Here is a 25,349-nt window from a genome sequence, read left to right on the forward strand (position 1 = left end):
ATTTTTTGCTGGCTGTCTTTTTAAGCATATTAATTGATTACTTACCAAAAGTAAGTTATATTTATCTCGAATTCGAAATAAAAAGAGGTGAAACAATGAGCCAACAGCAAGAAGCTTTAAAAGCCTATATCGGTTTATTAAGAACCAGCCATCAACTAGAGCAACTTGCCAAGCAAGATGTTACTTGTTATGACTTAAACATTACAGAATTTTCAGTATTAGAGCTGTTACTCCATAAAGGTCCTCAGACCATCCAAAAAATTAAGGAGAAAATTTTAATTGCTAGCAGTAGCACCACTTATGTTATTGACCAATTACATAAAAAAGGCTATGTAACGCGCACCCCCAGTGAAAAAGACCGACGCATTACTTACGTCGAATTAACAGAAGCTGGAAAAACATTAATTGAAGAAATTTTCCCGACGCATGCAAAGCGAATTGCAGAAGCATTTGAACAACTCTCTTCCGAAGAATTAACACTTCTTCAAAAAACTTTACGAAAAATAACAAATGAAACGAAATGAGGAAATAATGATGAAAAAAGAAGATCAATTATTAGGAATCCACCACGTTACAGCTATGACAAGTGATGCAGAAAAAAACTATCACTTCTTTACAGACGTTTTAGGGATGCGTTTAGTCAAAAAAACAGTGAATCAAGATGATATCTATACTTACCATACCTATTTTGCTGATGATTTGGGTACACCAGGTACAACCATGACCTTTTTCGATTTTCCCAATAACCCTAAAGGATTAAAAGGAACCAATACAATTTCAAGAACAGGGTTCCGGGTTCCTTCAGATGCAGCTTTGACTTATTATGAAAATCGCTTTAATAAATTTGCGGTCAAACACACAGGTATTTCTGAAGAATTTGGCAAAAAAGTCCTTCGCTTCTGGGATTTTGATGATCAAGCGTATCAATTAATCTCTGATGAATTAAATCAGGGCGTTGCAGCGGGCACCCCTTGGAAAAAAGGACCTGTTCCAACAGAATTTGCGATTTATGGCTTAGGACCTGTCGAAATAGCTATTTCCTATTTTCATGAATTCAAAGAAGTCTTTGAAGAAATTCTAGGCTTTCACCTAGTGGCACAAGAAGGCAATCGCTATTTACTAGAAGTTGGCCAAGGTGGCAATGGTGCCCAAGTCGTTTTGGTAGACGATGATACTAGCTCACAAGCACAACAAGGATATGGTGAAGTACATCACGTTGCATTCCGCCTAGCGGATCGTAAATCACTTGGGACTTGGCAAGCGCTCTTTGATCATTTAGGCTTACAAAACTCTGGCTATGTCGATCGTTATTATTTTGAATCATTGTATGTTCGCATTGGGCATATTTTAGTCGAATTAGCCACCGATGAACCAGGATTTATGGGGGATGAACCTTACGAAACATTAGGAGAAAAGTTATCTCTTGCACCATTTTTAGAAAACCGTCGTGAGTATATTGAGAGTGTTATCAAGCCTTTCAATACAAAACGAGCCTAAGGAGGAAAAACCATGCATTCAATTTTTAAAAAAGGACATCCTGAAGCACCTGTCTTTGTGCTACTTCACGGTACAGGTGGTGATGAAACATCTCTCCTACCAATTGCCCAAGAACTAAATAAACAAGCCACTGTACTAAGTATTCGTGGTGATGTTTCAGAAAATGGAATGAATCGTTATTTTAAGCGCCTAGCGGAAGGTCATTATGACTTAGAAGATCTAGAAAAACGCGGTGAGGCGCTTCATAAGTTTATTCAACAAGCCGCTAACGAGCATCAATTTTCATTGGATAAAATTATTTTTATTGGCTATTCAAATGGGGCCAATATCGCTATTCAATTATTGCTTACTCATCCCGATAGTTACCATCAAGCTGTCCTCTATCATCCCATGTTTCCTGTTGAATTGACCAATCAACCAGACTTGACCGACACTTCTGTTTTATTATCTCTAGGAGAGCATGACCCGATTGTTCCACTTCCTGAAAGTATGCGTGTGATTCAATTATTTCAGAATCATGGAGCAACCGTACAAGAGGTTTGGACACAAAGTCATCAATTAACTTATCAAGAAATTAAGGAAACACAAACTTGGTTGGCACATCTGTCCTCTTAACAAAAAAGTGGGTCCTAAGTCGAAATGACTTAGGACCCACTTTTTCTATTTTAAGATAATTCACTGTCTGAGCTTCTTTTTATTCTGCCATTTGAACAACTATTTTACCAACTGCATGGTGCGTTTCACTGAGTGCATGTGCATCATAAATCCCTTGTCTAGAAAAAGGGAAAACTTCACCAATAATTGATTTCACTTTTCCAGCTGCCATCAAGTCAGCAATTTTTTGTAATTGTTCTCCATTTGGTTGAAGCCAAATACTTTCAGCAGAAATATTTTTTTCGGCTGCCAATTGTTTATCTTCAATGCCCACAATTGAAACAAGACGACCGGTGTTTGGTTTTAAGACGTCAAAACTATTTTTTTGAACCTCACCACCCATTGTATCAAAGACCAAATCAACATCAGCTAATACCTCTGCAAAATTCGTTGTATGATAATCAATCACTTCATCTGCACCAATTTTTTTCAGTAAGGCATGATTTTTTGCGCTAGCGGTCGTGATGACATGTGCGCCCGCTTCTTTTGCTAGTTGAATCGCATAAGTACCAACCCCACCTGCACCAGCATGAATTAAAACAGTTTCTCCTTCTTTAAGGTGACCATGATCAAACAATGCTTGCCAAGCGGTTAAACCAGCCAACGGAACGGCAGCAGCTTCTTCAAAGCTAATTGTTTCAGGGATTTTTGCTAATAAATGATCATCCACAATCGTTACTTCTGCATAGGTACCAAAACGAGTAGTTTCAGGACGAGCAAAAACTTTATCGCCAACTTGCCAATCCGTTACTTGACTCCCCACCTCTGTAATCACACCAGCGACATCCCAACCAAGAATAATCGGAAAGGACCAATCAAACATCTGTTTTAAATATCCTTCACGCAATTTCCAATCAATCGGATTAATTGATGTCGCGTATTCTTTTACCAACACTTGATGTTCCGATAATTCTGGCAGTGTTACTTCTGCTTCTTCAAGTACCTCTTTACTTCCGTACTGATTAATCACAACAGCTTTCATAAACCAACTTCCTCTCATTTGTTTCATTTTTCACACTTTTAGTATACGCCTATTGCCTTCTTTTTATATAAGAATATGCTTTAGTTAAATTGAGAGAAAGTGGCTGTTTTTAATCTATTATTCATAACGTAAAGATTCAATTGGATCTAATTTTGCTGCTCTTCGAGCTGGTAAAGTTCCTGCTAAAAAAGCAATAAACATAATAACTAAGATAATCGTTAGTGAAGATGGCAATGAAAATTGAATTAATTTAAATCCTGTTAAAGCCTTTAAAAAAGAATCCGTTGCCAAACGATTAACTAAATTTCCAACCCCAACAGCTCCTAAAATGCCTAATATTGAGCCAAAAAAGCCAATTAAAGCCGCCTCAACACTAAAAATTGTAAAGACTTTCCCATTGCTAAGACCCACGGCTTTCATTAAACCAATTTCTCGCGTTCTTTCTTGGACAGACATATACAGCGTGTTAATAATGCCAAAGCTTGCAGCTAACAAGGCAATTGCACCAAACATGGTTAAAACACCAGTGATTGCATTGATTATATTACGAATCATGCCAATTTCATCTTCGACAGTAGTCGCTAAATAGCCAGCTTTGTCTAAATCTTTTTTGATGTCCTTAATCTGCTCTGGCGTGCTGTCTTTTTTAACTTCAGCAATAATCATCGCGTATTGATTTTTTAAATGTTCTGGAAGATCTGCTTGATTGATTGAGACAACTTTATCAATCAATGCTTTATTCATCAGCGAGAGCCCATTTTGAATGACACTGGCATTTCTAACGCCAACAATTTTTGCTTCAATAACTTGCTCTTGTCCTTTCAAGGAACTTGAGATACCTAATTGAACTGTTTCCCCCACGGCAGCTTTACTAGATGTATAGCCGAGCGCTTTTACATATTCTGGTGACAAATTAATTTCGAAGTCCTGGCTCGTTTGCGAAACTTTACGGCCAGCCGCTAAATCAATGGTCATCTCATCTAGCGCAGAAGTAGCTGAAAATACATATTTATGCTTATCTGATCCTTTTATATAATCGATAGCAACGGATTTCATTGGTTCCACTGATGTAACATCCGAGATTTTTTTAATCTTCTCAATATCTTTTTCAGCAAGCATACTTTGTTGTTGAATCGTACTGATTTTTTTCTCTGGATTATATTTACTTGGTTCTGTTCCGTTACCAACATTCATCTCCATTTTTGGCTGAATAAATAGCTGATTTGCACCACCGACACTACCGACTTGTTTGTCAATATAATCATTTACACCAATATTGACTCCTGTAGTTAAAGCTATGGTAAATGCTCCAATAAAGATTGCAATAATGGTCAATACGGTTCGACCTTTATTACGCATTAAATTGGTACTAGCTGATTTTAAAATATCTCTAAATTTCATTTACTCATCTCCTCCTACAATCAAGCCGTCTCGAACATGAACTTGCCGATCACAACGTGCTGCTAAGTCTGGATCATGTGTCACAATAATTAAGGTAATTCCTTTATTTTTATTTAAATCAAATAATAATTCTTCAATTTTCTTCCCAGTGGCAGAATCTAAATTCCCTGTAGGTTCGTCCGCAAAAATAATTTGCGGATTATTAACTAAAGCACGCGCTATGCATACCCGTTGTTTTTGACCACCAGATAAATTATTCGCTTTGTTTTGAACTTTATCTTCCAAACCGACTGCTTTTAACGCATCTAAAGCCATCTTTTTCCTTTTGCTACCGGAAATTCCACCAATTTTTAATGGTAAAAGAACATTATTTAAAACTGTATCCTTGGCATTCATAAAGAATTGTTGAAAAACAAAACCAAATTCTTCATTTCTCGTTTTATTCAGCACTTTCTTTCTAATACTAGTAACATTTTTACCATTTAAATAAATATCTCCTGAAGTTGGTTGATCTAACAATGCCAAAATGTGCATAAATGTTGATTTCCCAGAGCCACTTTTACCAATTATGGCCACAGATTCACCTTTTTCAACTTTTAAATCAACACCTTTTAACGCATCAAATTTTGTTTCGTTCTTTCCATAACTTTTTTTAATATTTTTTGCTTCAATTACCGCCATGTTACCCCTCCATTTTTCATTCTTTGTCGTTTACTTATTTACAAAGTTTTTTACTCTTTTCATACTCCTTTCTTCTCTTTCTATTTTGACGGAAGCCCTTTCCTTTGTCATGGTACTTCCGATGTATCTCTTAATTAAAACAATAAGAACATGTTCCAAATTCACCTCATTGAACATGTTCTTATTAATTAGTTATGCATTTACGCGTTTAATTTCACGATGTTTATTCAATAAATAGGCCAAACCAAGATTAATGCCAACAAAGCAACTGATTGTCAGAAGAAGTGGTAGGACAGTAAAACCAGTGGATTGATAACCAACCATTGCTTGCAAGACATGGAGCATTCTCAGGCGCATTGGTGCCCCCCCTAATTGTGCAATCGTGCCCAGTAAAATAGGAATCATTAATAACAGCAATAAAACAATGAGTTTTTTTACGCCATCTATCCGATCATTAAAGACACCTGCTAACAAGCCAAGTGAGCCACTAAGCATTAGTAAGATAAAAAAGAGCAACCACGACATGAAAAAGTTTCCTTGCGCATAGACATCAATTAATTTCATTGATAATTGAAAATGAGAAATGAAATTGCCGCTAAATACTTTAATCAGTACAAGTACAGCCAAGGATCCAACCAAAGATAAAATAGCATTACTTACAAAATTCACCAAAAAAATCGTCCAGCGGGAAAGCCCGTTTTGAATAAACAGTTTAAAATCTGTGTTTACCCCTAAAAATGATAGTATCCCCATAAAAACCAGACAAGGAATTACTGCATCAGAGCTGACAGTATTCACGTCGTTAGAAAAGAGCAACCCAATAAGAGGAAAAAGAATGCCGAACAAAGCATAAAAGCCAAAATAAATTGCTAAGGAACGGACTTGATAAATAACACGATACTGCAAAGCTGTTTTAAATTTCATTTTACTTTTCCTTCTTTCTATTGGTTAATTGTACAAAATATGTTTGTAAATTTAGCGGCGCAATTTGAACCTCTGCTTTTTCAGTCGGCAAGTCGCCGTACACGTAAGCCGTAACTGCTCCACCTAAAGTGTCCATGCCTAAGATTTCCAATGACTGAGTATAGCGCTCTACTTGTTCTTTCGGACCAGAAACAATGCGACCGTTTTTCAAAATTGTTTCAATAGATTCTGCGCGAATCAATTTTCCTTGATCAATGATGATAATATCTTCTAATAAATTCGCAATTTCTTCAATCAAATGGGTGGAAATCACAAACGTACGGGGACGTTCTTGGTATGTCTCAATTAAATAAGTATAAAATAATTCCCGATGATTGGCGTCTAAACCTAAGACTGGCTCATCTAAAAAAATATACTCACAGGGGACGGATAGCGCCACTATTAGTTTAGCAATACTCCGATAACCAGTTGATAATTTTTTGAATGTCTTTTTACCATCTAAACCAAAATCGCTTAACATTTGTTCGGCTAAAGACCAGTCAAAGGATCCATAAAAACCTTCAGTCGTTTTAAAAATATCTTTAATTTTTAACTGAGGAGGAAATAAATTATCTTCACTCATTAAGTAAATATGATTCAAAGCAGTCTCATTATCGGTCACTGTTTCTCCCGCCAATTGAACGGAACCTGAAGTGGCAAAACTTCGATTATTAATGATATTTAATAACGTACTTTTACCAGCCCCATTCCTGCCTAAAAGCCCATAAATTGTTTCTTTTTCAAAAGTAATTGAAATATTATCTAATGCCTTTTTTTGATGATATTTTTTGCTTACTGATTCCACCCGCAAACTCATGCGTCATACCCTCTTTCAATTAGTTGTTTTAATTGTTCGGCTGTAATCCCTAATTTTTTAGCTTCTGCGACAACTTCTAAGACTTCTTTATTTAAAAATTCTTCTTTCCGTGCACTTCTTACTCTCTCTTGAGCGCCTGGTAAAACAAACATGCCAATCCCCCGTTTCTTTTCAATCAGCTGTCGTTCTACTAATAAATTCATTCCTTTTAAAACGGTGGCTGGATTGATTTGATAACTTTTTGATATTTCTGTGGTTGAGGGAATTTGTTCGCCTTCTAAGTAAGCGCCATTAAAAATTCCTTCGGCAATCTGATCGGCTACTTGCTGAAATAAAGGCTTTTCCCCCGAAAAATTAAATTCCATTTTTACACCTCGCTTAAACAGTTAACTACTTATGTAACTAACTATATATCTTAGAAATTCTTTTGTCAACAAAAAAACCATTGTTTCCAAAGAAATTTTTCTTTGAAAACAATGGCGATACTTTTGAGTTTATTGAATGGTTTCGTTCTTATAGGGTTCCATTGTATAACAATTCATCGGTTGTTTCGTTGACAATTTTTAAGCGATTTTGTTTTTTTTATCAAAATACTTTTATAGGTCGTTCCTGTAGCCTTTTCTTCCATCACAAGAATGCGTTTATACTCATTATCAGTGACTTTCTTAATCGTTGTTTGATTTAAGGACGGGATTTTTTCTTTTAGCGTTTTTTCTTCCGCCAGACCTTTTAAGATTTCTGATTCTGTAGTGGAACTTGTGGATTTACTAGAATCGCTTGATACACCTTCGTTATTAGACGCACTTTCAGATGACTTGCGACTTGATTCGGTTACTTTAGGCTGTGATGATTCACTGGTATTGGTTGAATTCATTTGGGTTTGGGTTTGGTTTCCACATGCACCAATTAGCAACCCAACGCCTAAGATAGAACTTGCTAAAATTGTTTTTCTAATCATTTGCATGACCTCCTACATCTATCATTACTTTAACCTTAACATTTTTCAGCTAAGAGAACAATTTTTCAGATTAGAAAAGACCACTAGTCGTTATTTAAATAAACGAACTAGTGGTCTTACTTATTTAGGAATGATCTTCATATGAGTGAGTGGGTAATAAACAAATTGTGCTTTCCCTAAGATTTGATCTGCATGTATTGCACCAAAAGAACGGCTGTCTTTGGACATACGGCGATTATCACCAAGCACAAAATAGCTATCTTTAGGTAATTTTTCTTGCATTAACAATTCTTTTGAATCAAAATTCGTAGTGTAAGGCATCGTTTCATGATCTTTTTTTCTGTTTTTAGTTAAATACGGTTCAGCGATTGGCTGATTATTGACATATAATTGATCGTTTTCGTAACGCACAGCTTCTCCTGGTAAACCAATCACACGTTTAATCAGAATCGATCCTGTGTCTGTTTTAAAGACCACCACATCAAACCGTTTAATGGCGGAGAATTTTTCCATCACAATCATATCTCCTTGATTCAAGGTTTTTTGCATAGAATGGCCATCCACCCGAACAGGAATCAGGAAAAATCCTCTTAAAATAAAAACGGCTACGATTGCTGGTACTAAAATTTTCAGAAAGTACATTAAATACCCAACATAATCACGTTTCTTCTTCAACTTCGTGCCACCTTTTTTCTAGTTTTTTTGAATTTCTTTGACTGCTGTATCGTAGGCAGCGTCATTTTCAAGAATTAATTTACCTAAAGTGGCTTCAATTTTTGTGGCTGTTTCATTGTCGATTTCTCCAGTTACAGGCAAGCCATTTTTCTGTTGAAGATCGCTGACCGCTGCTTTTGTTTCTGCGGTGTAGTTTGCATTGTTTTCATCAACAGGATACGCTAATACAGCTAAAATAGCATTTAAGTTCTGAATATCTTCAGATTGATCTCCTTCTTTTAGCGTTTTATCGCGAGGAATCAATTTTAAATAGGCATACTCGGGGTAATCAGCTTTGATGGTTGGTTCAATTCCTTTTTCGTTGATCCATTCGCCTTTTGGTGTTAACCATTTTAAAACAGTCAATTTTATTTCGGTTTGGTCATTTAAATCTTTCACCGTTTGGACCGTTCCTTTGCCAAATGTTTTCGTTCCAATTAGTGAGACATTCGCAGATTCATGCAGTGCTGCAGCAAAAATTTCGGATGCACTGGCACTATTACCATCAATGATAACTGCAACAGGTTCTTTTACTTTAAAGCCGTCGTCTAATTCTTTGGAAGCAACTTCTTTCATCGTACGACCTTTTTTGTCTTCAAATTGAACAATTGTTTCGCCATTTTTTAAAAACATACTGGCCATTCGCTCTGCTTGATCTAGCAGTCCACCAGGATTTTGGCGTACATCAATTACAAAGGATTTAGCTCCTTTGTCACGTAAATTCGTGATTGTTTCTTTCAATTCTTGATATGTTTTTTTACCAAAGGACGTAATTTTAATCGAGCCAATTTGTGCATCTTTTTTGTCTAACTCACCAGTCACTGTTTTAACGGGAATTTTCCCACGTTTGATTGAGATATTTTTAGTTTCTCCCTCTCTTTGGATAGTCAATTCAACGGAAGTTCCTTTTTTACCTCGGACTTTTGAGACGACTTCTGCTAGTTTCATCCCTTTTGTAGCTGTACCATCAACTTTTTCAATAATATCGCCTTCTTTGATTCCCGCTTTTTCAGCTGGGGAATCTGCTACAGGGGCCTCTGCTACAACTGGTTCGCCATCTTTCATTGTCATAGTGGCACCAATTCCTTCAAAATCACCAGATAAGCTTTCGTTTAAATCATTGGCAGCAGATTCATTTAGATAAGTTGAGTATGGGTCTCCAATAGCTTCAGACATGCCTTTTAAGGCGCCTTCAACTAATTCATTTTTATCTACTTCACCTACATAATTGGTACTAATTTCATTATATAAATCCTGCACTTTGCTTAAATCAGCATTGGTAATTGCCCCTTCTTGACTCATCTTTTTAACACGATGATCAAAATAAATATAACTACTTCCTCCAGCTAAAAATGCGACACAGAGGAGCGAAATAATATATTGATAAAAAGGAACAGTTCGTTTGTTCTTCATAGATTTCATCTCATTTCTAACAAATTCGTCACTACTTTTGTTTACTATAACATGAATGAAAAAAGAGGAAAAGCTTTGTTTGCTTTTCCTCTGGATTTATTTATTGTTTTCAAGGTACTTTTCCCATAACTCATCAAAGATGTCCATGTTGCTTAAATAGTCAGCATTCATTTCTAAATAAGAAGAAAGTTCATGATAATCCTCGGTTTGTTTTGGAAACTGAATATCTTTGGCCGCTTCATTGGCAAAATCAGTTTCAGGATCTTTAGCCGGACCTTTTAATGTCATTAAGTAATGGTAAAAGCTTCGTCTCATGTAAATTAATCACTCCATTTTTCTTCAATAAATTCACTTCTACGTTGATGGGACAATCCATAACGCAAAGCATCTTTTTTATAAAAGTCTTGATGGTATTCTTCAGCAGGATAAAATGGTGCTGCTGGTTCGATGGTGGTAACAATTGGTTCTGTAAAACGGCCGCTATTAGCTAGACGTTCTTTACTTTTCTCAGCAGTTTCTTTTTGTTCTTGAGAACGATAAAAAATAACTGGCCGATAATTATCGCCGCGGTCTTGAAACTGACCGAAAGCATCAGTGGGATCCGTTTGTTGCCAATAAATATCCACTAATTGTTCGTAAGAAATAATCGCTGGATCAAAAGTGATTTCTACTGCTTCCGTATGGCCTGTTGTGTGTGTTAGAACCTGTTCATATGTTGGATTAGGCACATGCCCACCTGTATAACCCGAAACAACTGAGATAATCCCTGGTTGTGTGTCAAAAGGCTGCACCATACACCAGAAACAGCCGCCTGCAAAAATTGCTTTTTCTTCCATCTCTAACACTCCTTTTTTATTTCTCTTTTGGCAAGTATATATTCATCCGAATGTCATCGTCAACTAAATTAATCTTTTCTGCTCGAACAAATAGACCATTTTGCATTCTAAACTGATCTAAACGTAATAAAACAGTTTGATCATCTGGATTGATTTCAACCCATTTAGGTAGTTTGTAAGAACGTTTAGCAAATTTCAATACTTCTTTAATTGGCAAGCCTAACGTTCCTATAGATAAACTTTTTGCTTTTAATTGTACATTGCCATTCGCCATCACGTAAGGATCAAAATATAAGTAAAAAGGAATGTCATGCCCTAACACCTGAAATGTTCCATTTAATAAAGCATCATTTTCTAAATAAAATTTATATTTGATCTCCGAACCTTTTTGAAAGTCGGCTAAATAAAAGTCAATCAGTTTGTTCACCTGTTGTTTTTTTGACTGAATGGTGACGACTGGCTCGCCTTCTTTTTCAACAATTGCTGGTATTTTCTTTAAATCTGGTTCGCGAACTTGTGTTGCTCGAAATGTCACGAAAGCTACACTACCAATGACTACACCCACTAGAACAAGAAAAGCGATTTTCCAGGGATTTCGTTTAAGATTGGTTGGTTGTGTCTTTTTAATTGATTTACTTGTTTTTGGCTTTTCTTCATTCATTTTATTCACTACCTTCTGATTTGGTTATCCATTCTTTCTCTGTCTTGACCATTTCATCCCGGACAGCTCCGGCCATAATTTGGTAGCCAAGATTATTCGGATGGAAGCGATCTTCTTCATATAACAAATTGTTTAAATCCTCTTTGCTAGCACTACTTCCTGTAGTTTCTGAGTCGCCACCAGTTACGCCAACTTCATCGCCACGACCTTTATAGAGTAAATCATTGATAGGAATGAAATAGGCTCGTTTTTGCTCTTGAACCATTTCTTCGGTTGCTTGATTCCAGTTATCAACGATTTCTTGCATTTCTGTAATTTCGGAAAAGTTTAAGTAGAAGGGATTGTAAATTCCTAAGACATAAATAGGGGCCTTCTCGTTGTACTCTCGGATTTCTTCAAGTAGTCGTCTTACTCGGCGTTGATAGGCTTTTTGGGGACGATTGAACGAGCTAACTTTCAAGTCGAAAATATTACTACTAATTACTTTCATTAAGTCATTTCCACCAACCGTTAGCGTAATCACGTCCGCAGAGGCAAGGCCCTTTTGAATTTCAGGTTTCTCTTTGATTCGTTTTAAAATTTGATCACTACGATCCCCATTTTTCCCAAAATTGTCTGTTTGAACACCGTTCAAGTTGTAGTGTTCTTTTAAATCATCTGCCACAATAGGAACAAAACCTCCACTATTCGTCAAATCGCCAATTCCTTCAGTTAAAGAATCACCGATAGCTGTATAATGAATGACTTCTTTTTGATTTTTTTGAGCAGTTGTGGCCACTTTCTCTTGCTTTAATAGTGGCTTTGCTTTGGGGATGGCCACACTTAACAATGTAAAAACACCTAGCGCAATGAGGATAGGTGTTAAGACGGTCAGCAAAATATGCTGTGTTTGTTTTTTCATCTTCGTCACTTCCTTCTAAATAAACTAACAAGAAATTTTCCTTTTCTTGTTAGAAAGAGGTTGCGTCTACTCATTTAAGAGTGAGACCCAACCTCGTTATTTCTTAGTCTGTATAGTACATAATAGCAAAGGCATTTTTTCCTGTATGTGTTGCAATGACTGGATTCGTATGTAATACGGGAATATCCATGTCTTTAAAGATTGCTTGTAATCCTTCTTTGAATCCATTTGCTAGTTCTAGCCCATCCGCATGAGAAATGCCAATTTGTCGAACATTTGGAATCTTACTTAATTCTGATTTCAATTCGTCAAACCATTTATTAAACGTTTTAACGCCTCGGCCTTTCGCTACAGGAATCAATTCCGTATTTTCAAAGTCCATGACAACTTTCATATTAAAAATGTTTGATAATAATCCTGTTGTACGGCTGATTCGTCCACCTTTAACCAAATTATCTAATGTTGAAATGCCAATGTATAATTTAGTATTTTGTTTGACGCGTTCAATTTCAGCTAAAATTTCTGGAACACCCGCTCCCGCTTGTGCCAATTTTGCTGCTTGAATGACTTGGAAAGACAAACCTTGGTCTGTAAAATCGCTATCAATCACCGTTACTTTACTTGATGATAAGTTACTAGCTTGACGGGCCGCTTCAACCGTTCCACTTAAGCCTTTTGTCATGTGAATCGAAATTACTTCACTGCCATCTCCACCTAAGCGATCATATAATTCTACAAATTCACCAATTGGTGGTTGACTGGTTTTGGGTAAGGCCTTCGCATTAGCCATCATGTCCATAAATTTTTCGCCTGGCAAATGATCATCATCTGGATAAACAACGCCATCAACCATAATTGATAAAGGCATCATATGGATATTTAATTCATCTCTAAGACTTTTTTCCATCGTACATGAAGAATCCGTTACGATTTTAACGTTTGTCATAAATTTATCACTCTTTCTTTAAAAGGAACCTGTTTTCATGGTAGAATACCATTAAACGGTTAATTATCTAGTTATAGTATAACAGACACTGCCGAATTTTTCATCAAATTAAAATAAAGGAAGTGAATTTATTGGAAAAAACGCATTTCTCAAAAAAATACCTAATCGTGAACGAAGTCTTAAATGCAGTTACACATGGCATAGGCGCAGGTTTAAGTATTGCTGGTTTAGTCATTTTACTTGTTAAAGGAGCTCGTTTAGGCTCACCGATTCACGTGGTATCTTATGCTATTTATGGCTCCATGTTGATTCTACTTTTTTTATCTTCAACGTTATTTCATAGTTTAATTTTTACAAGAGCCAAAAAGGTCTTTCAGGTCTTCGATCATAGTTCTATTTTCTTATTGATTGCTGGCAGCTATACGCCGTTTTGCTTAATTAGTATTGGCGGTTGGTTAGGTTGGACCTTATTTAGTTTAGTCTGGTTAATCGCCATTGTCGGTATTGTCTATAAATCCCTCACGTTGCATAAACAAGAAACAGTGAAAAACATTTCAACGATTATTTATATTGTTTTAGGTTGGCTCTGTATCATCGCTGCTCGTCCGTTATATGAATCCCTTGGGTTTACAGGAACAGCGTTATTGGTCGCAGGGGGTGTGTCTTACACATTAGGTGCAGCCTTCTATTCATTGAAAAATGTGCGGTTTATGCATGTGGTTTGGCATTTGTTCGTCATGCTTGCAGCAATCCTCATGTATTTTTCTGTTCTCTTTTATACGTAACCACAGCACAATAAGAACACGATGCTCAAAGCATCGTGTTCTTTTATTGCCCTAAATCTCTTTATTATAAAGGATTATTCTTCTTTTCGAATTATTTTAACATAAATTAGTAGAAAAGACTTTACAAAACGAACATACATTCGTATAATAACAATACGAACACTCGTTCGAATCAAATGAAGAGGTGATACACATGGAAGCAATTCGTCGTGTTGGATTTTTATTTTTTGTATTGGTTATAGGTATTTTTTTGGGAACATTAGGATTACGTCTTGCTTTTATGATCGTGACGCCGTTATTTATTCTTTGGTTTATGTCATGGGATGAGAAGCGTTATACACGTACACGTAAACAACAGCAAGCAAGATACGTTTATCGTAAGTTCCCTTAATAAATAATAAAACGGTGTGTTCCCCCCAAGCTACGCTCCGTTTTTATAAATATGTCAAAGAAAGAGCGAAGGATTAAATTCCTTCGCTCTTTCTAATTAAATTAGATTAATATTCCATTAAGGTAACAATATCGTAGCCATCAATTTTATCGCGGCCATGTAAATCCATTAATTCAATTAGGAACGCACAACCAACCACAATACCACCTAATTGTTCGACTAATTCGATGGTTGCTTTAATTGTACCACCAGTTGCTAACAAGTCATCACAAATCAAAACACGTTGACCTGGTGTGATGGCATCTTTGTGCAACGTTAATGTATCTGAACCATATTCTAAGTCATAAGTCACTTCGATGGTTTCACGAGGAAGTTTTCCTTTTTTACGAACCGGAGCAAAGCCAACCCCTAGTTCATAAGCCACTGGACAGCCGACAATAAAGCCACGAGCTTCCGGTCCTACAACCATATCAATTCTTTTTTCTTTCGCGTAATCCACAATTTGTTTCGTTGCTTCACGATAGGCATCCCCATTAGCCATTAATGGAGAAATGTCACGGAACACGATCCCTTTCTCAGGATAATCTGGAATGCTTGCAATGTAATCTCTTAAATCCATTTTTATTTGTCCTCCTCATTCCACAGCCATTGTTGTATTGTTTGACAATCACTGTAAAGTAGAAATTCTTCTGTTTTTATTTTTTTCAATCGTTGTTGGTATACTTGACTTTCAGTCAATGGTCGATTGTCGGGTTTCTCAATACTGTTTAAAACACCGCTTTCTATTGTAACAAATCCTAAGTCAAAAAACACCTGAATCATGAAAATTAATAATTTTTCTTGGATATTTAAGTAATTTGCCACCTTCGATAGCTGGGAACGTAGATTTACTTCTTTTTGCTGCAAAATAAATTTATACAATGTTGCAAATTGTTCACGTGAAGCCATACCGTTTAAATAAGCTTCTTCTGGTGAAATAAACATCATGTATATACGTTGTATCTCAGTCGCTTCAACAATTTCTTTAACCGTGATTGCTTCCACAGGACAGTCGACAAAAACCAGTTGTTCGATTTGATTTTGAGAAACAGCTTCCACCAATTCTTCTTGGTTTGACCAAACAATAATATTAGCGGTTGGATCTGAAATGAATTTTTGATTTTTTTCATCAAACAAAAGATAAGCTGTTGCTTCTGAAGGAATTGGTTTCGTTTGATTATTTTTGCCACGAAAATCAAATAATTGTCTTCCCGATACAGCAAAATCAGTCACCATTAATTGTGGTTTCTTACGACCATTCCATTCATTGATGGAAAGTTGGCCTGCCACATCGGCGGTTCCTTGTGCTAGTTCATCCGCTTGAGGCCCCATTTGAAAAGCAATTGCATCCAATTGTGCCCCTTCTTGATTCATTTGAAATTTCAGATGTGCATTATCTGCACCAATTTGACGAATTTGCGTAGGCGTGATTTCCTTAAATACAAAAGTTGGCACAGTATTATCAGTCCCAAAAGGCGCCAAAATACGCAATTGATCAATAAAAGCAGTCGTTGCCTGCGAAACCGCTAAGCTCTCACTAATGAGCAACTCTTGTCCATTAGCCATATCAATTTGATTTTTTTCAATAAAGTGTGCCAAATGTTCTTGAACAAAAGGAATATTTTCAACAGGTAAAGTCATTCCCGCTGCCATATGATGCCCACCAAAATGAGTGAATTGCTCACGCACTTCGTTCAACGCCTCATAGAGATTCAATGCGCTAATGCTGCGTCCAGACCCTTTAGCGGTCGTACCAGATTCATCTATTGCTAAAATAATGGTTGGTTTCCGCGTTTCTTGCATAATGCGGCCCGCGACAATCCCCAAGACGCCTTCATGCCAGCCTTGTTTCGCTAAAATATGGACCGGCGCATTCGGGTCAATTAAATCCAGCGCTTCTTTGGCAATCGTCGTTACAATGTCTTTTCGTTCATTGTTTTGTTGATCGATATATTTAGCGATTTCCAGCGCTTGCTCTTCATCAAATGTAGTCATTAATTCAACACCTGGTGCGGCTTCCCCTAATCGACCTAACGCATTTAAACGAGGTCCGATGGTAAAGCCAATTGATTCTTCTGAAACAGCTTCCTTTTTCACACCCGCTTCTTGTAGTAAAACGTCTAAACCAATTCGATCACCAGTTTGAATCATTTGAAGGCCCATTTTGACAAACGTTCTATTTTCATCGGTTAATGAAACCAAGTCAGCAATTGTCCCAATTGCTACCAAATCTAATAACTCAATTGGCAATTCACCAAGTAACGCAGTAGCGACTTTGAAAGCCACGCCAACACCAGCTAAATCTCCAAAAGGATAGTCACCTTGCGGATGTCTAGGGTGGACAATCGCATAGGCTTCTGGTAATTGTTCAGGCAATTCATGATGGTCAGTAACGATTACATCTACTCCTTGTGCCATAGCGTAGTTAATTGCTTCATGTCCGGCTACACCATTATCAACGGTTACAATTAATTGGACTCCTTGTTCAATTTGTTCAGCAAATACGTCTTTATTAGGTCCATATCCATGAACAAAACGATTCGGTAGAAAGTATTGAACCATGCCACCGACTAATTCGATTGCTTCTTTCATAACCGTGGTACTAGTGATGCCATCTGCATCATAATCCCCATAGACAAGGATTTGTTCACCCGCTTCGACGGCTTTCTGGATGCGGGCTACCGCTTTCTCCATATCATGCATTAAGAACGGATCATAAATATCTTCGATAGTCGGATGTAGAAACTTACGTAATGCTTCTTCTGTCCGGATATTGCGGTGCCATAAAAGTTGGCCAATTAATGGATTAATTTCTTCTTTTTTTAATTGTTCTATAAATTCTACAGGTAATTCTGTCTTTGTCTGTAACTGCCATTGATAGTTTGATTTTTTCACGACGTCACTCCTAACCAAGTAATTATAGCAAAATTTTTCCAAAAACTAAAGAAAGCATTTTTTTAAATCTGAGAAAAAAACTGTGATATCTGTTAGATAAATAGCAGATATCACAGTTTTATTTTAAAAGAAACTTAGCGATAAAGTCTCTTCCTTATTTTTGTTCCTCTTCATTCACACGAGGTTTCACATAACGATCAATACGACTACCTGACACAGGCGTTGCGTCTACTTCTGTGTTTGATGTTTGTTCGTTGACCACTGGTTCTGCGACTTGTGGTGCTGCCGCTTGTTTGGCTTGCAAATCAGCCAATTGATTATCAAAATAACGTTGAACTTTTTCCGTTTCTTCTTTGACTAATTTATCCATATCATTTTTATAAATATCCAACTCTTTTTGTACAGCTTTTAATTCCTTACGTTGGTTCCAAATGGTGGTTGTGGAGGTTAGTAATCCAACTAGTGCGCCAATAATTGCAGAACCTAAAATAATTAAGATTAACGGTCCACTAATTTTAGTAAAACCAAAGTTTACTGGAACAGCTTGATTATTTAAAACAGCAAAAATAACAACAATTAAGACCAACACAAGGCCCAAAATAACACGCCATTGATTTTTCATGACTTGATCGACTCCTTTATTTTTTATTTAAAATATTTCCCGCTATGAAATCTCCTAAATGTGGAAACAATGTATAAAAGCGGGCAGCTACTTCCATGACAAACGGACGATTAATCTCACGTCGAGAAGTCCCCATACTCCCAACCACTTCTTTCGCTAATTTCGTAGGGTCTAAAACAATTTTATCCACCGCAGCTAGATAAGTGCCTGTCGGGTCCGCTTTATCAAAGAATTCTGTTTGGATTGGTCCTGGATTGACAGTCGTTACTGCTACACCCAACGGTTTCAATTCTAAACGTAAAGCATTTGAAAAACCTAACACAGCAAATTTCGTTGCAGAATAAACGGTTGATTTAGCTGTAGCCATCTTCCCAGCCATTGAAGCAACGTTGATAATATGTCCTTGCCCAGCTTCAATCATTTTAATAGCTACTTTTTGAGTAAACGTCATCATTCCTAAAACGTTGACATCAAACATTTGGCGTGCAACAGCCAAGTCAATCTCAACAAAATTTTCAAACAAGCCAAAACCAGCATTGTTGACTAAAACATCTATAGGACCAACTTCTGCTGAAATAGCTTCAACCACACGTTCAACGCTTTCTGGATCGGCAATATCTAATTGATAAGAAAATGCTTCTCGTCCGCTCAAAGCAGCACACTGCTCGCGAACTTTACCAATCAAATTAATTCTGCGGGCGCAGACAACGACGACCGCCCCTTGTTTAGCTGCTTCATAACAAATTTGTTCACCTAAACCAGCTGAACCTCCAGTTACGACAACGACTTTATTTGTTAAATCCATCTAAGCTCCTCCTTCATTGGCAAATGGAATCTCAATGATATCCATATCTTTTACGATTTTTGTATTGGGGAAAATTTCTTGGGCTTCTTCTTGAAGCTGATAGGCCTCTTTGGTTAAATAACGGGCACTAATATGCGTTAAGATAAGTTGTTTTACTTGCGCTTCTTTTGCAACTTCAGCTGCTTGTTGACTGGTTGAGTGGAAGTAGGCTTTTGCCATTTTTGCTTCGTGTTTATTAAACGTACTTTCATGGACTAAAACATCCGCTCGTCGTGCTAAGGTTACACTATTTTTAGTTTTGCGAGTGTCTCCTAAAATCGTCACGATTCGTCCAGGTTTACGCTCTCCCACAAACGCTTGTCCATTAATTTCCTGTCCATCAAAAACAATCGTTTCACCACGTTTGAGTTTGCCATACAATGGCCCAGAAGGAATCCCTAAAGCTTGAAGTTTCTCTACTTGTAATTCTCCTTCATGCGCTGCTTCCTCAATTCGATAGCCAAAGCTCGTGATGCCATGGTCCAAGATATTACAGCGAACAGTGAATTGTTTATCTTTAAAAATAACGTCATTTTCTTTCGTTAATTCAATTAATTTCAGTGGATAGGACAACCGCGATTGCGAGACCCGTAAAGAAGTCTTGACAAAATCAGCAATCCCAACTGGTCCATAGATTTCTAAAGGTTCTGTCCCGCCCTGAAAAGAACGACTACTTAACAAACCAGGTAAACCAAAAATATGATCCCCATGTAAATGTGTAATAAAAATCTTTTCAATTTTTCTTGGGCGAATACTACTTTTTAAAATTTGCAATTGAGTCCCTTCCCCACAATCGAAGAGCCAAACTGCATTTCGTTCATCTAATAATTTCAACGCAATCCCTGTGACATTGCGATGTTTTGCTGGCACACCAGCGCCTGTTCCTAAAAATTGTATTTCCATCTGCTACCATACTTTCTTTTAAACTTCCTTTTTATTTTAGAAGAAGTTTGCTCCTTTAGCAAATAATAATTTATCTATTTTCTCAAAGTTTTCTTCTTAGTTTACCGTATTTTACGATAAAATAACAAAAAATTAGCAAACTACCATAAAAAACCGTGATTTCTTAGTATTTTAAAAGACTGTTTTCCTTTATTCAGAAAACAGTCTTTGCTCCTTATTCTTCTTTCGATGTTGCTTCTTTGTGTTGTTCTTTTTTTGCTTGCCACGATTGTTTCGCTTCATTTGCAACTTCGTTCGCATCGTTAATTTCTTGTTGGACTTCCTCTAAATCAAGCCGCGTGATTTCGCCACCTAAGTCAAACATAACCAATTGGTTGAGCGGACGGTTGTCTTCTTCTTCTGCAATTAATAATAATCCCGTTTGTCCTTCATCAATCTTTTGAATCACATGTTCAAAAACCGTTTGTGCTTCTTGAATTTCTTTGGCGTCTTTGCTTGCACCATACATACTTCCAGCAAACCAGCCAAAAAGAATGCCCAGAGGACCACCTAATATGCCTACTAGCATCCCAATCATGCTATCTTTTGATGTATGATTGTTGCCTGTAAAATCGATAAAATCATTGATTTTAAATTGATGCTGGCCATCATTAACATGCGTAACAACCGCCATTTGCTCACCTTTAAGCTGTCTTTCTGCCTGCATCTTTTTTATTTCGGAAAATGCTTGGTACGATTTACTTTCAATATCAAAGTTCATAATGATAATTCGTTTTGCCATACAAATCGCTCCTTTATTCTGGATACATCTATTTTAGCAAGAAAGGCCTGTCTCTAGCAATGAAAACTTTTTGGTTATGTATAAAAAAAGAAGATAGCTGGGCTACCTCCTTGTTAATGCTTATTTACCATCAAGAATATTTAAACGGACCTTTTTCGGACCATCGATACGTACACTATAAACAATTGTCCGAATTGCTTTTGCAACACGCCCTTGTTTACCAATGATACGTCCAATATCTTCTTTGGCCACAGTCAAATTATACTCGAGGAAATCAGTTGATTCCTCAATTTCTAATGAGACTGCTTCAGGTTGACTGACTAACGGACGGACAATAGTTAAAATTAACTCTTTCACATCTGCCATATTCAATCACCTTATTTCTTAACGTTTTTAGCTTCATGATGTTTTTTCATAACGCCTTCTTTTGAAAGGATGTTACGAACTGTATCAGAAGGTTGCGCACCTTTAGATAACCAATCTAAAACTAAATCTTCTTTTAAAACTACTTCTGCAGGGTCTTTCAAAGGGTTGTAAGTACCTACAGTTTCGATGAAACGTCCATCACGAGGAGAACGAGAATCAGCTACTACAATACGGTAAAAAGGACTCTTTTTAGAACCCATACGTTTTAAACGAATTTTAACTGCCATTATTAAATACACCTCCATTAACTTAATCACAAGAGTTAGTTTAACAGATTAACAACAACCTGTAAAGAGTTTTTTCTTGACACCTTTACTTTTTTTCAATTTTTTAGCCTATTTACAGGAAAACAAACGAAATAATGAAGAATTTTTACAAAATTTGATAATAGTTGTACTGGTTTCTCACTTGAAAGCCTTCTGTTTGATAGAGATGAAGCGCTGCTTGATTTTCTGTTTCAACTTCTAAAAAAATAGTCGCTGAAGCTGAATTTTCTAAAATCATTCGGAGCGCAGACTGTAACACTTGACGGCCAAGACCGCGACCTCGTTGCGTTTTTGTCACAACAAAGCCATAAATCCCCCATTCGTTTTCAAAATGATCCAAACGTAGCGTGGCTAAAAGTTGATTGTTTTCTTTATAAATAAGTGTTCGTTGAAGGTCCTCCGGCAAAGGCGTACCTTCTAGTAACCTAGCCAAGGAATCCAAATCAGCCACTTGCGGTCGGAGAAGTGTCAGCTTCGCCAACTCCTGTGAGTATGTTTCTCTTTGAAAAACCAGATACTGTTCTGAAAAAGCTGGCACAATTCCTTGTCTATTAAAATAATTCAGGCCAACAGATTGCTTGTCTTCCATCACGAGAAAGACTTCTTTCATTCCCCACAAAGCTGCTTGCTTTTCGAGTTCTTGAACAAGTTCTTCAAAAAATGGTCCTACATTTGGCGCAACAATCGTCGCTTCCAAGGTTTCCCCATCAAAACAATACCCTACGATATACGCTTGAATGGCTTGTCCCTTCCTGTATAAACCATAATAAGTATAAGCTGATTCCTCAGGAAATGTTTGTTCCAATTTATAAAAAGTTCCTTGTTTAATCATTTCCTTGTTTCTTAATTCAGTCAATGTTTGTTTCTCCGACGGTGTTAATTGTCGGCGCCAATTTATTTTTTTATTCAAGCAGTTGCTCCTTTACTCATCCTTTTACTAGCTATTATACGTGAAGTTACGAAGTTCAACAATGTACAAGGATAAAACGTTTGCGCTTTTTTCGAAAAAGTACTATCATAAAGTAAGTAAAAGAAAAATGGAGGGATTTACATGACAAAAAAAATTGGTATTTTTGTAGGGAGTTTAAGAAAAGATTCATTTAACAAATTGGTAGCAAAAACAATGGCGGACTTATTTCCAGCTGATTTCGAACCTGTTTTTATTAACATTGGTGATTTAGAATTATACAATCAAGATTTGGATGATGAAGGAACCCCCACTGAAGCTTGGACAACATTCCGTGAAGAAGTTAAACAAGTAGATGGCGTAATGTTTGTAACACCAGAATATAACCGTTCAGTACCAGCTGTTTTAAAAAATGCATTGGATGTCGGTTCACGTCCGTATGGCGAAAGCGTTTGGGATAAAAAACCAGGACTTGTGGTGAGTGTTTCACCAGGTGCAATTAGCGGATTTGGTGCAAACCATCATTTAAGACAATCATTAGTCTTCTTAAATGTTCCAACTTTACAACAACCTGAAGCCTATATTGGCGGCATCACGAACTTAATTGGTGAAGATGGTAAAATTATTGATGGCACTGTTGGTTTCTTACAATCAATTGTAGATGCTTACGTGGATTTCTTTAATCGCTTAACTGCCTAATTGAATCAATCGAGAAAAAATGAGGCAACTTTTAACAGGTTGTCTCTTTTTTTATTTTTTGCTTGACCTTCTCGTTACGTAAAGGTTTATGATAGATTTTGTCAGGAGGAATGAATGATGGAATATACAATTAAAAAAATGGCTTCACTATCTGGCGTCAGTGCACGGACGTTACGATATTATGATGAAATTGGTCTTCTTCAACCAGCCAGAATTAATTCTTCTGGTTATCGAATTTACGGGCAAGCCGAGGTGAATCGTTTGCAACAAATTCTTTTTTACCGTGAATTGGATCTGAAACTAGATGAAATTAAAGAAATTTTGGAGCAACCTGACTTTAATGTTGAACGGGCTTTATACGAGCATCAACAAAAGCTATTGGAAAAGCGCAATGAAATTGATCGTCTTTTAGCCTCTGTTCAACAAACCTTACACCATTACAAAGGAGAGATAAACATGTCAGATCAGCAAAAATTCGAAGCATTCAAACAACAACGAGTTCAAGAAAACGAAGAAAAATATGGTAAAGAGATTCGGGAAAAATATGGCAACGAAACGATTGAACAAGCCAACAAAAAATATTTAAACTTGACGGAAAAAGACATGCAAGCAATGCAGAACGTGGAAAAAGATTTATTTTCTAAGTTAGCCATGTATCAAAAATCACCCAAGTTGACTAGCCAACTTGCGCAAGAAATTTTCCAATTACACAAAGATTGGTTAATGTACTCTTGGTCAAGCTATTCGCCAGAAGCACACAAAGGGTTAGGCCTTATGTATGTTGGCGATGAACGATTTACGTCATATTATGAACAACACGGCGCTGGTTTTGCCGAAGCGTTAAACGCAATTATCCAAAACTACGCTTAAACAGAAAGTGCGCCATCAGTCGAAGAGACTGATGGCGCACTTTCTGTTTCTTATGATAATTAACTAAAGCCTGTTTATCTTTTTTTCTTTTTCTTTTTTTTGTTTTTCTTCATCATACGATTCATGGCCATTTTACCTAACTTGCCTTTAACGCCGCCACCTAGCATTTGATCCATACCAGGAATGTTCATATCCCCTTTGGACATTTGTTGCATCATTTTTTTGGATTCTTTAAATTGTTTAATCATACGATTGACTTCAACCACACTATTTCCTGAACCAGCTGCAATTCTGCGACGGCGACTAGGATTTAATAGATCAGGATTTTCACGTTCTGCAGGGGTCATTGATAGGACCATCGCCCGTTTCCGTGCCACATCTTTTGGATCGACTTTGACATTTTCAATACCAGGCATGTTACTCATTCCAGGGATCATTTTTAATAAGTCTTCAATCGGTCCCATGCCCATAACTTGATCCAATTGCTCAATGAAATCGTTAAAGTCAAAACTGTTTTCTTTCATTTTTTGAGCAAGTTCTTCTGCTTTTTTCTCATCGTAATCTTGTTGCGCTTTTTCAATTAGCGTCAACATGTCCCCCATACCTAGGATACGACTCGACATACGATCGGGATGGAAAATTTCTAAATCGGTTAATTTTTCACCAGAACCGACAAATTTAATCGGAGCCCCCGTTACTGCCCGAATTGACAGCGCAGCCCCCCCACGAGTATCGCCGTCCATTTTGGTAATAACAACCCCAGTAATTCCAAGCTGTTCATTAAAACTATCTGCAACGTTGACAGCATCTTGCCCCGTCATCGCATCAACAACTAACAGAATTTCATTGGGATTAGCCAACTCTTTAATTTGTTTCAATTCGTCCATTAAAGCTTCGTCAATGTGTAAACGGCCGGCCGTATCAATTAAGACATAATCATTTTTCTTTTCTTTTGCTAACGCTAACCCTTGACGAACAATTTCCACTGGATTAGCATCTGTTCCCATATCAAAAACGGGAACTTCTAATTGTTGACCTAAAACCTTCAACTGATCAATCGCTGCTGGACGATAAACGTCACCAGCAATTAAAAGCGGACGAGCGTTTTCAGTTTTCATTAAGTGTTTGGCTAATTTACCAGTAAAAGTTGTTTTACCAGCCCCTTGTAACCCTGTCATCATAATCACTGTTGGGATTTTTGGAGATTTATTCAGTTCAACCGTTTCTGAACCTAACGTTTTCGTTAATTCTTCATCAACAATTTTTACAATTTGTTGGGCTGGTGATAAGCTTTCTAATACTTCGACTCCTACTGCTCGTTCTCTGACGCGTTTTGTGAAATCTTTGACCACTTGTAAATTAACGTCGGCTTCTAATAAAGCCAAACGGATTTCTCGCATCATTTCTTTTACGTCGGCTTCGGAAACTTTTCCCTTACGACGGATTTTACTCATTGCCTGTTGTAGGCGGTTTGTTAAACTCTCAAAAGCCATAGTT

30 protein-coding genes and 1 pseudogene are annotated in these 25,349 nt (G+C 37.0%); 7 read left to right on the forward strand and 24 right to left on the reverse strand.

Annotation, left to right across the window (positions count from 1 at the left end):
* The first annotated feature begins 95 nt into the window (after positions 1–95).
* Genes IGJ20_RS07425 through IGJ20_RS07435 form a run of 3 tightly spaced genes read left to right on the forward strand, consistent with a single transcriptional unit; the run spans position 96 to position 2,112 of the window.
* Positions 96–524, forward strand: coding sequence for a MarR family winged helix-turn-helix transcriptional regulator (locus IGJ20_RS07425; protein ID WP_033594768.1), 429 nt, complete (start codon positions 96–98; stop codon positions 522–524).
* Between the two features lie 10 nt (positions 525–534).
* Positions 535–1,497 (forward strand): ring-cleaving dioxygenase, encoded by a 963-nt coding sequence (locus IGJ20_RS07430; RefSeq protein ID WP_033594769.1) that lies wholly within the window; start codon positions 535–537, stop codon positions 1,495–1,497.
* A gap of 12 nt (positions 1,498–1,509) precedes the next feature.
* On the forward strand, positions 1,510–2,112 hold the full coding sequence (locus IGJ20_RS07435) for an alpha/beta hydrolase (protein ID WP_002361880.1): 603 nt from the start codon (positions 1,510–1,512) through the stop codon (positions 2,110–2,112).
* Between the two features lie 79 nt (positions 2,113–2,191).
* Here the strand turns inward: IGJ20_RS07435 and IGJ20_RS07440 are convergent, their stop codons facing one another.
* The 14 genes and pseudogenes from IGJ20_RS07440 to IGJ20_RS07505 form a co-directional block, all read right to left on the reverse strand.
* Positions 2,192–3,160, reverse strand: a complete 969-nt coding sequence (locus IGJ20_RS07440; protein ID WP_002394481.1) for an NADP-dependent oxidoreductase — start codon at positions 3,158–3,160, stop codon at positions 2,192–2,194.
* Between the two features lie 90 nt (positions 3,161–3,250).
* Positions 3,251–4,534 (reverse strand): ABC transporter permease, encoded by a 1,284-nt coding sequence (locus tag IGJ20_RS07445; RefSeq protein WP_202522539.1) that lies wholly within the window; start codon positions 4,532–4,534, stop codon positions 3,251–3,253.
* Positions 4,535–5,215 carry an ABC transporter ATP-binding protein gene (locus IGJ20_RS07450; protein ID WP_002357457.1) on the reverse strand — a complete coding sequence of 227 codons (681 nt, stop codon included), beginning with the start codon at positions 5,213–5,215 and terminating at the stop codon, positions 4,535–4,537.
* 192 nt (positions 5,216–5,407) lie between these two features.
* The gene (locus tag IGJ20_RS07455; RefSeq protein ID WP_002357455.1) at positions 5,408–6,139 is read right to left on the reverse strand and encodes a hypothetical protein; all 732 of its coding nucleotides are present in this window, start codon (positions 6,137–6,139) and stop codon (positions 5,408–5,410) included.
* Between the two features lies 1 nt (position 6,140).
* A complete protein-coding gene (locus IGJ20_RS07460) occupies positions 6,141–6,995 on the reverse strand; it encodes an ATP-binding cassette domain-containing protein (protein ID WP_002360208.1) in 855 nt (284 codons plus the stop codon).
* Positions 6,992–7,360 carry a GntR family transcriptional regulator gene (locus IGJ20_RS07465; RefSeq protein ID WP_002357453.1) on the reverse strand — a complete coding sequence of 123 codons (369 nt, stop codon included), beginning with the start codon at positions 7,358–7,360 and terminating at the stop codon, positions 6,992–6,994. Before IGJ20_RS07465 ends, IGJ20_RS07460 begins: the two co-directional genes overlap by 4 nt.
* Positions 7,361–7,508: 148 nt before the next feature.
* Positions 7,509–7,959: pseudogene (locus IGJ20_RS07470) on the reverse strand (hypothetical protein).
* Between the two features lie 114 nt (positions 7,960–8,073).
* Positions 8,074–8,628: a signal peptidase I gene (gene lepB, locus IGJ20_RS07475; RefSeq protein ID WP_002382369.1), complete on the reverse strand. Its 555-nt coding sequence runs from the start codon at positions 8,626–8,628 to the stop codon at positions 8,074–8,076.
* Positions 8,629–8,646: 18 nt separating this feature from the next.
* Positions 8,647–10,089, reverse strand: coding sequence for a S41 family peptidase (locus IGJ20_RS07480; RefSeq protein ID WP_181366870.1), 1,443 nt, complete (start codon positions 10,087–10,089; stop codon positions 8,647–8,649).
* Between the two features lie 87 nt (positions 10,090–10,176).
* Positions 10,177–10,395 carry a YozE family protein gene (locus IGJ20_RS07485; RefSeq protein WP_002357449.1) on the reverse strand — a complete coding sequence of 73 codons (219 nt, stop codon included), beginning with the start codon at positions 10,393–10,395 and terminating at the stop codon, positions 10,177–10,179.
* Positions 10,396–10,400: 5 nt separating this feature from the next.
* A complete protein-coding gene (gene msrA, locus IGJ20_RS07490) occupies positions 10,401–10,916 on the reverse strand; it encodes a peptide-methionine (S)-S-oxide reductase MsrA (protein WP_002365716.1) in 516 nt (171 codons plus the stop codon).
* A gap of 16 nt (positions 10,917–10,932) precedes the next feature.
* Positions 10,933–11,586 (reverse strand): YpmS family protein, encoded by a 654-nt coding sequence (locus IGJ20_RS07495; protein ID WP_202522540.1) that lies wholly within the window; start codon positions 11,584–11,586, stop codon positions 10,933–10,935.
* Positions 11,579–12,478: an SGNH/GDSL hydrolase family protein gene (locus tag IGJ20_RS07500; RefSeq protein ID WP_002365717.1), complete on the reverse strand. Its 900-nt coding sequence runs from the start codon at positions 12,476–12,478 to the stop codon at positions 11,579–11,581. The genes IGJ20_RS07495 and IGJ20_RS07500 overlap by 8 nt, the downstream gene beginning before the upstream one ends.
* 103 nt (positions 12,479–12,581) lie before the next feature.
* Entirely contained in the window at positions 12,582–13,424 is an 843-nt protein-coding gene (locus IGJ20_RS07505) for a DegV family protein (protein ID WP_029682810.1), read from the reverse strand.
* A 131-nt stretch (positions 13,425–13,555) separates the two neighbouring features.
* On the opposite strand from IGJ20_RS07505, the gene trhA reads away from it, so the two are divergent.
* Positions 13,556–14,209 carry a PAQR family membrane homeostasis protein TrhA gene (gene trhA, locus IGJ20_RS07510; protein WP_002357443.1) on the forward strand — a complete coding sequence of 218 codons (654 nt, stop codon included), beginning with the start codon at positions 13,556–13,558 and terminating at the stop codon, positions 14,207–14,209.
* A gap of 193 nt (positions 14,210–14,402) precedes the next feature.
* Complete coding sequence (locus IGJ20_RS07515) at positions 14,403–14,600, forward strand: hypothetical protein (protein WP_002360203.1); 198 nt, start codon at positions 14,403–14,405, stop codon at positions 14,598–14,600.
* A gap of 106 nt (positions 14,601–14,706) precedes the next feature.
* On the opposite strand, the gene IGJ20_RS07520 is transcribed toward IGJ20_RS07515, so the two are convergent.
* From IGJ20_RS07520 to IGJ20_RS07560, 9 genes are all read right to left on the reverse strand, one after another.
* Entirely contained in the window at positions 14,707–15,219 is a 513-nt protein-coding gene (locus tag IGJ20_RS07520; RefSeq protein ID WP_002357441.1) for an adenine phosphoribosyltransferase, read from the reverse strand.
* A 2-nt stretch (positions 15,220–15,221) separates the two neighbouring features.
* Entirely contained in the window at positions 15,222–17,534 is a 2,313-nt protein-coding gene (gene recJ, locus IGJ20_RS07525; RefSeq protein ID WP_202522541.1) for a single-stranded-DNA-specific exonuclease RecJ, read from the reverse strand.
* Between the two features lie 154 nt (positions 17,535–17,688).
* On the reverse strand, positions 17,689–18,156 hold the full coding sequence (locus IGJ20_RS07530) for a LapA family protein (RefSeq protein ID WP_202522542.1): 468 nt from the start codon (positions 18,154–18,156) through the stop codon (positions 17,689–17,691).
* 16 nt (positions 18,157–18,172) lie between these two features.
* Positions 18,173–18,961 carry an SDR family NAD(P)-dependent oxidoreductase gene (locus IGJ20_RS07535; protein WP_430605136.1) on the reverse strand — a complete coding sequence of 263 codons (789 nt, stop codon included), beginning with the start codon at positions 18,959–18,961 and terminating at the stop codon, positions 18,173–18,175.
* Positions 18,962–19,903: a ribonuclease Z gene (rnz, locus tag IGJ20_RS07540; protein WP_128437497.1), complete on the reverse strand. Its 942-nt coding sequence runs from the start codon at positions 19,901–19,903 to the stop codon at positions 18,962–18,964.
* Positions 19,904–20,117: 214 nt separating this feature from the next.
* Positions 20,118–20,684 carry a hypothetical protein gene (locus tag IGJ20_RS07545; protein ID WP_002357436.1) on the reverse strand — a complete coding sequence of 189 codons (567 nt, stop codon included), beginning with the start codon at positions 20,682–20,684 and terminating at the stop codon, positions 20,118–20,120.
* Between the two features lie 120 nt (positions 20,685–20,804).
* Complete coding sequence (locus IGJ20_RS07550) at positions 20,805–21,050, reverse strand: KH domain-containing protein (RefSeq protein WP_002357435.1); 246 nt, start codon at positions 21,048–21,050, stop codon at positions 20,805–20,807.
* 11 nt (positions 21,051–21,061) lie between these two features.
* Positions 21,062–21,337: a 30S ribosomal protein S16 gene (gene rpsP / locus IGJ20_RS07555; RefSeq protein ID WP_002357434.1), complete on the reverse strand. Its 276-nt coding sequence runs from the start codon at positions 21,335–21,337 to the stop codon at positions 21,062–21,064.
* Positions 21,338–21,482: 145 nt separating this feature from the next.
* Positions 21,483–22,286 carry a GNAT family N-acetyltransferase gene (locus tag IGJ20_RS07560; RefSeq protein ID WP_002398327.1) on the reverse strand — a complete coding sequence of 268 codons (804 nt, stop codon included), beginning with the start codon at positions 22,284–22,286 and terminating at the stop codon, positions 21,483–21,485.
* A 141-nt stretch (positions 22,287–22,427) separates the two neighbouring features.
* Between IGJ20_RS07560 and IGJ20_RS07565 the strand changes: the two genes are divergently transcribed.
* Positions 22,428–22,982, forward strand: a complete 555-nt coding sequence (locus tag IGJ20_RS07565; RefSeq protein ID WP_002357432.1) for an NADPH-dependent FMN reductase — start codon at positions 22,428–22,430, stop codon at positions 22,980–22,982.
* A gap of 114 nt (positions 22,983–23,096) precedes the next feature.
* Positions 23,097–23,852, forward strand: coding sequence for a MerR family transcriptional regulator (locus IGJ20_RS07570; RefSeq protein WP_202522543.1), 756 nt, complete (start codon positions 23,097–23,099; stop codon positions 23,850–23,852).
* A gap of 74 nt (positions 23,853–23,926) precedes the next feature.
* Here IGJ20_RS07570 and ffh read toward each other — a convergent pair whose 3' ends face one another.
* The gene (gene ffh / locus IGJ20_RS07575; protein WP_002360194.1) at positions 23,927–25,345 is read right to left on the reverse strand and encodes a signal recognition particle protein; all 1,419 of its coding nucleotides are present in this window, start codon (positions 25,343–25,345) and stop codon (positions 23,927–23,929) included.
* Between the last annotated feature and the right edge of the window lie 4 nt (positions 25,346–25,349).

The organism is Enterococcus sp. DIV0294 (genome assembly GCF_050558155.1).
GTDB lineage: Bacteria > Bacillota > Bacilli > Lactobacillales > Enterococcaceae > Enterococcus > Enterococcus faecalis.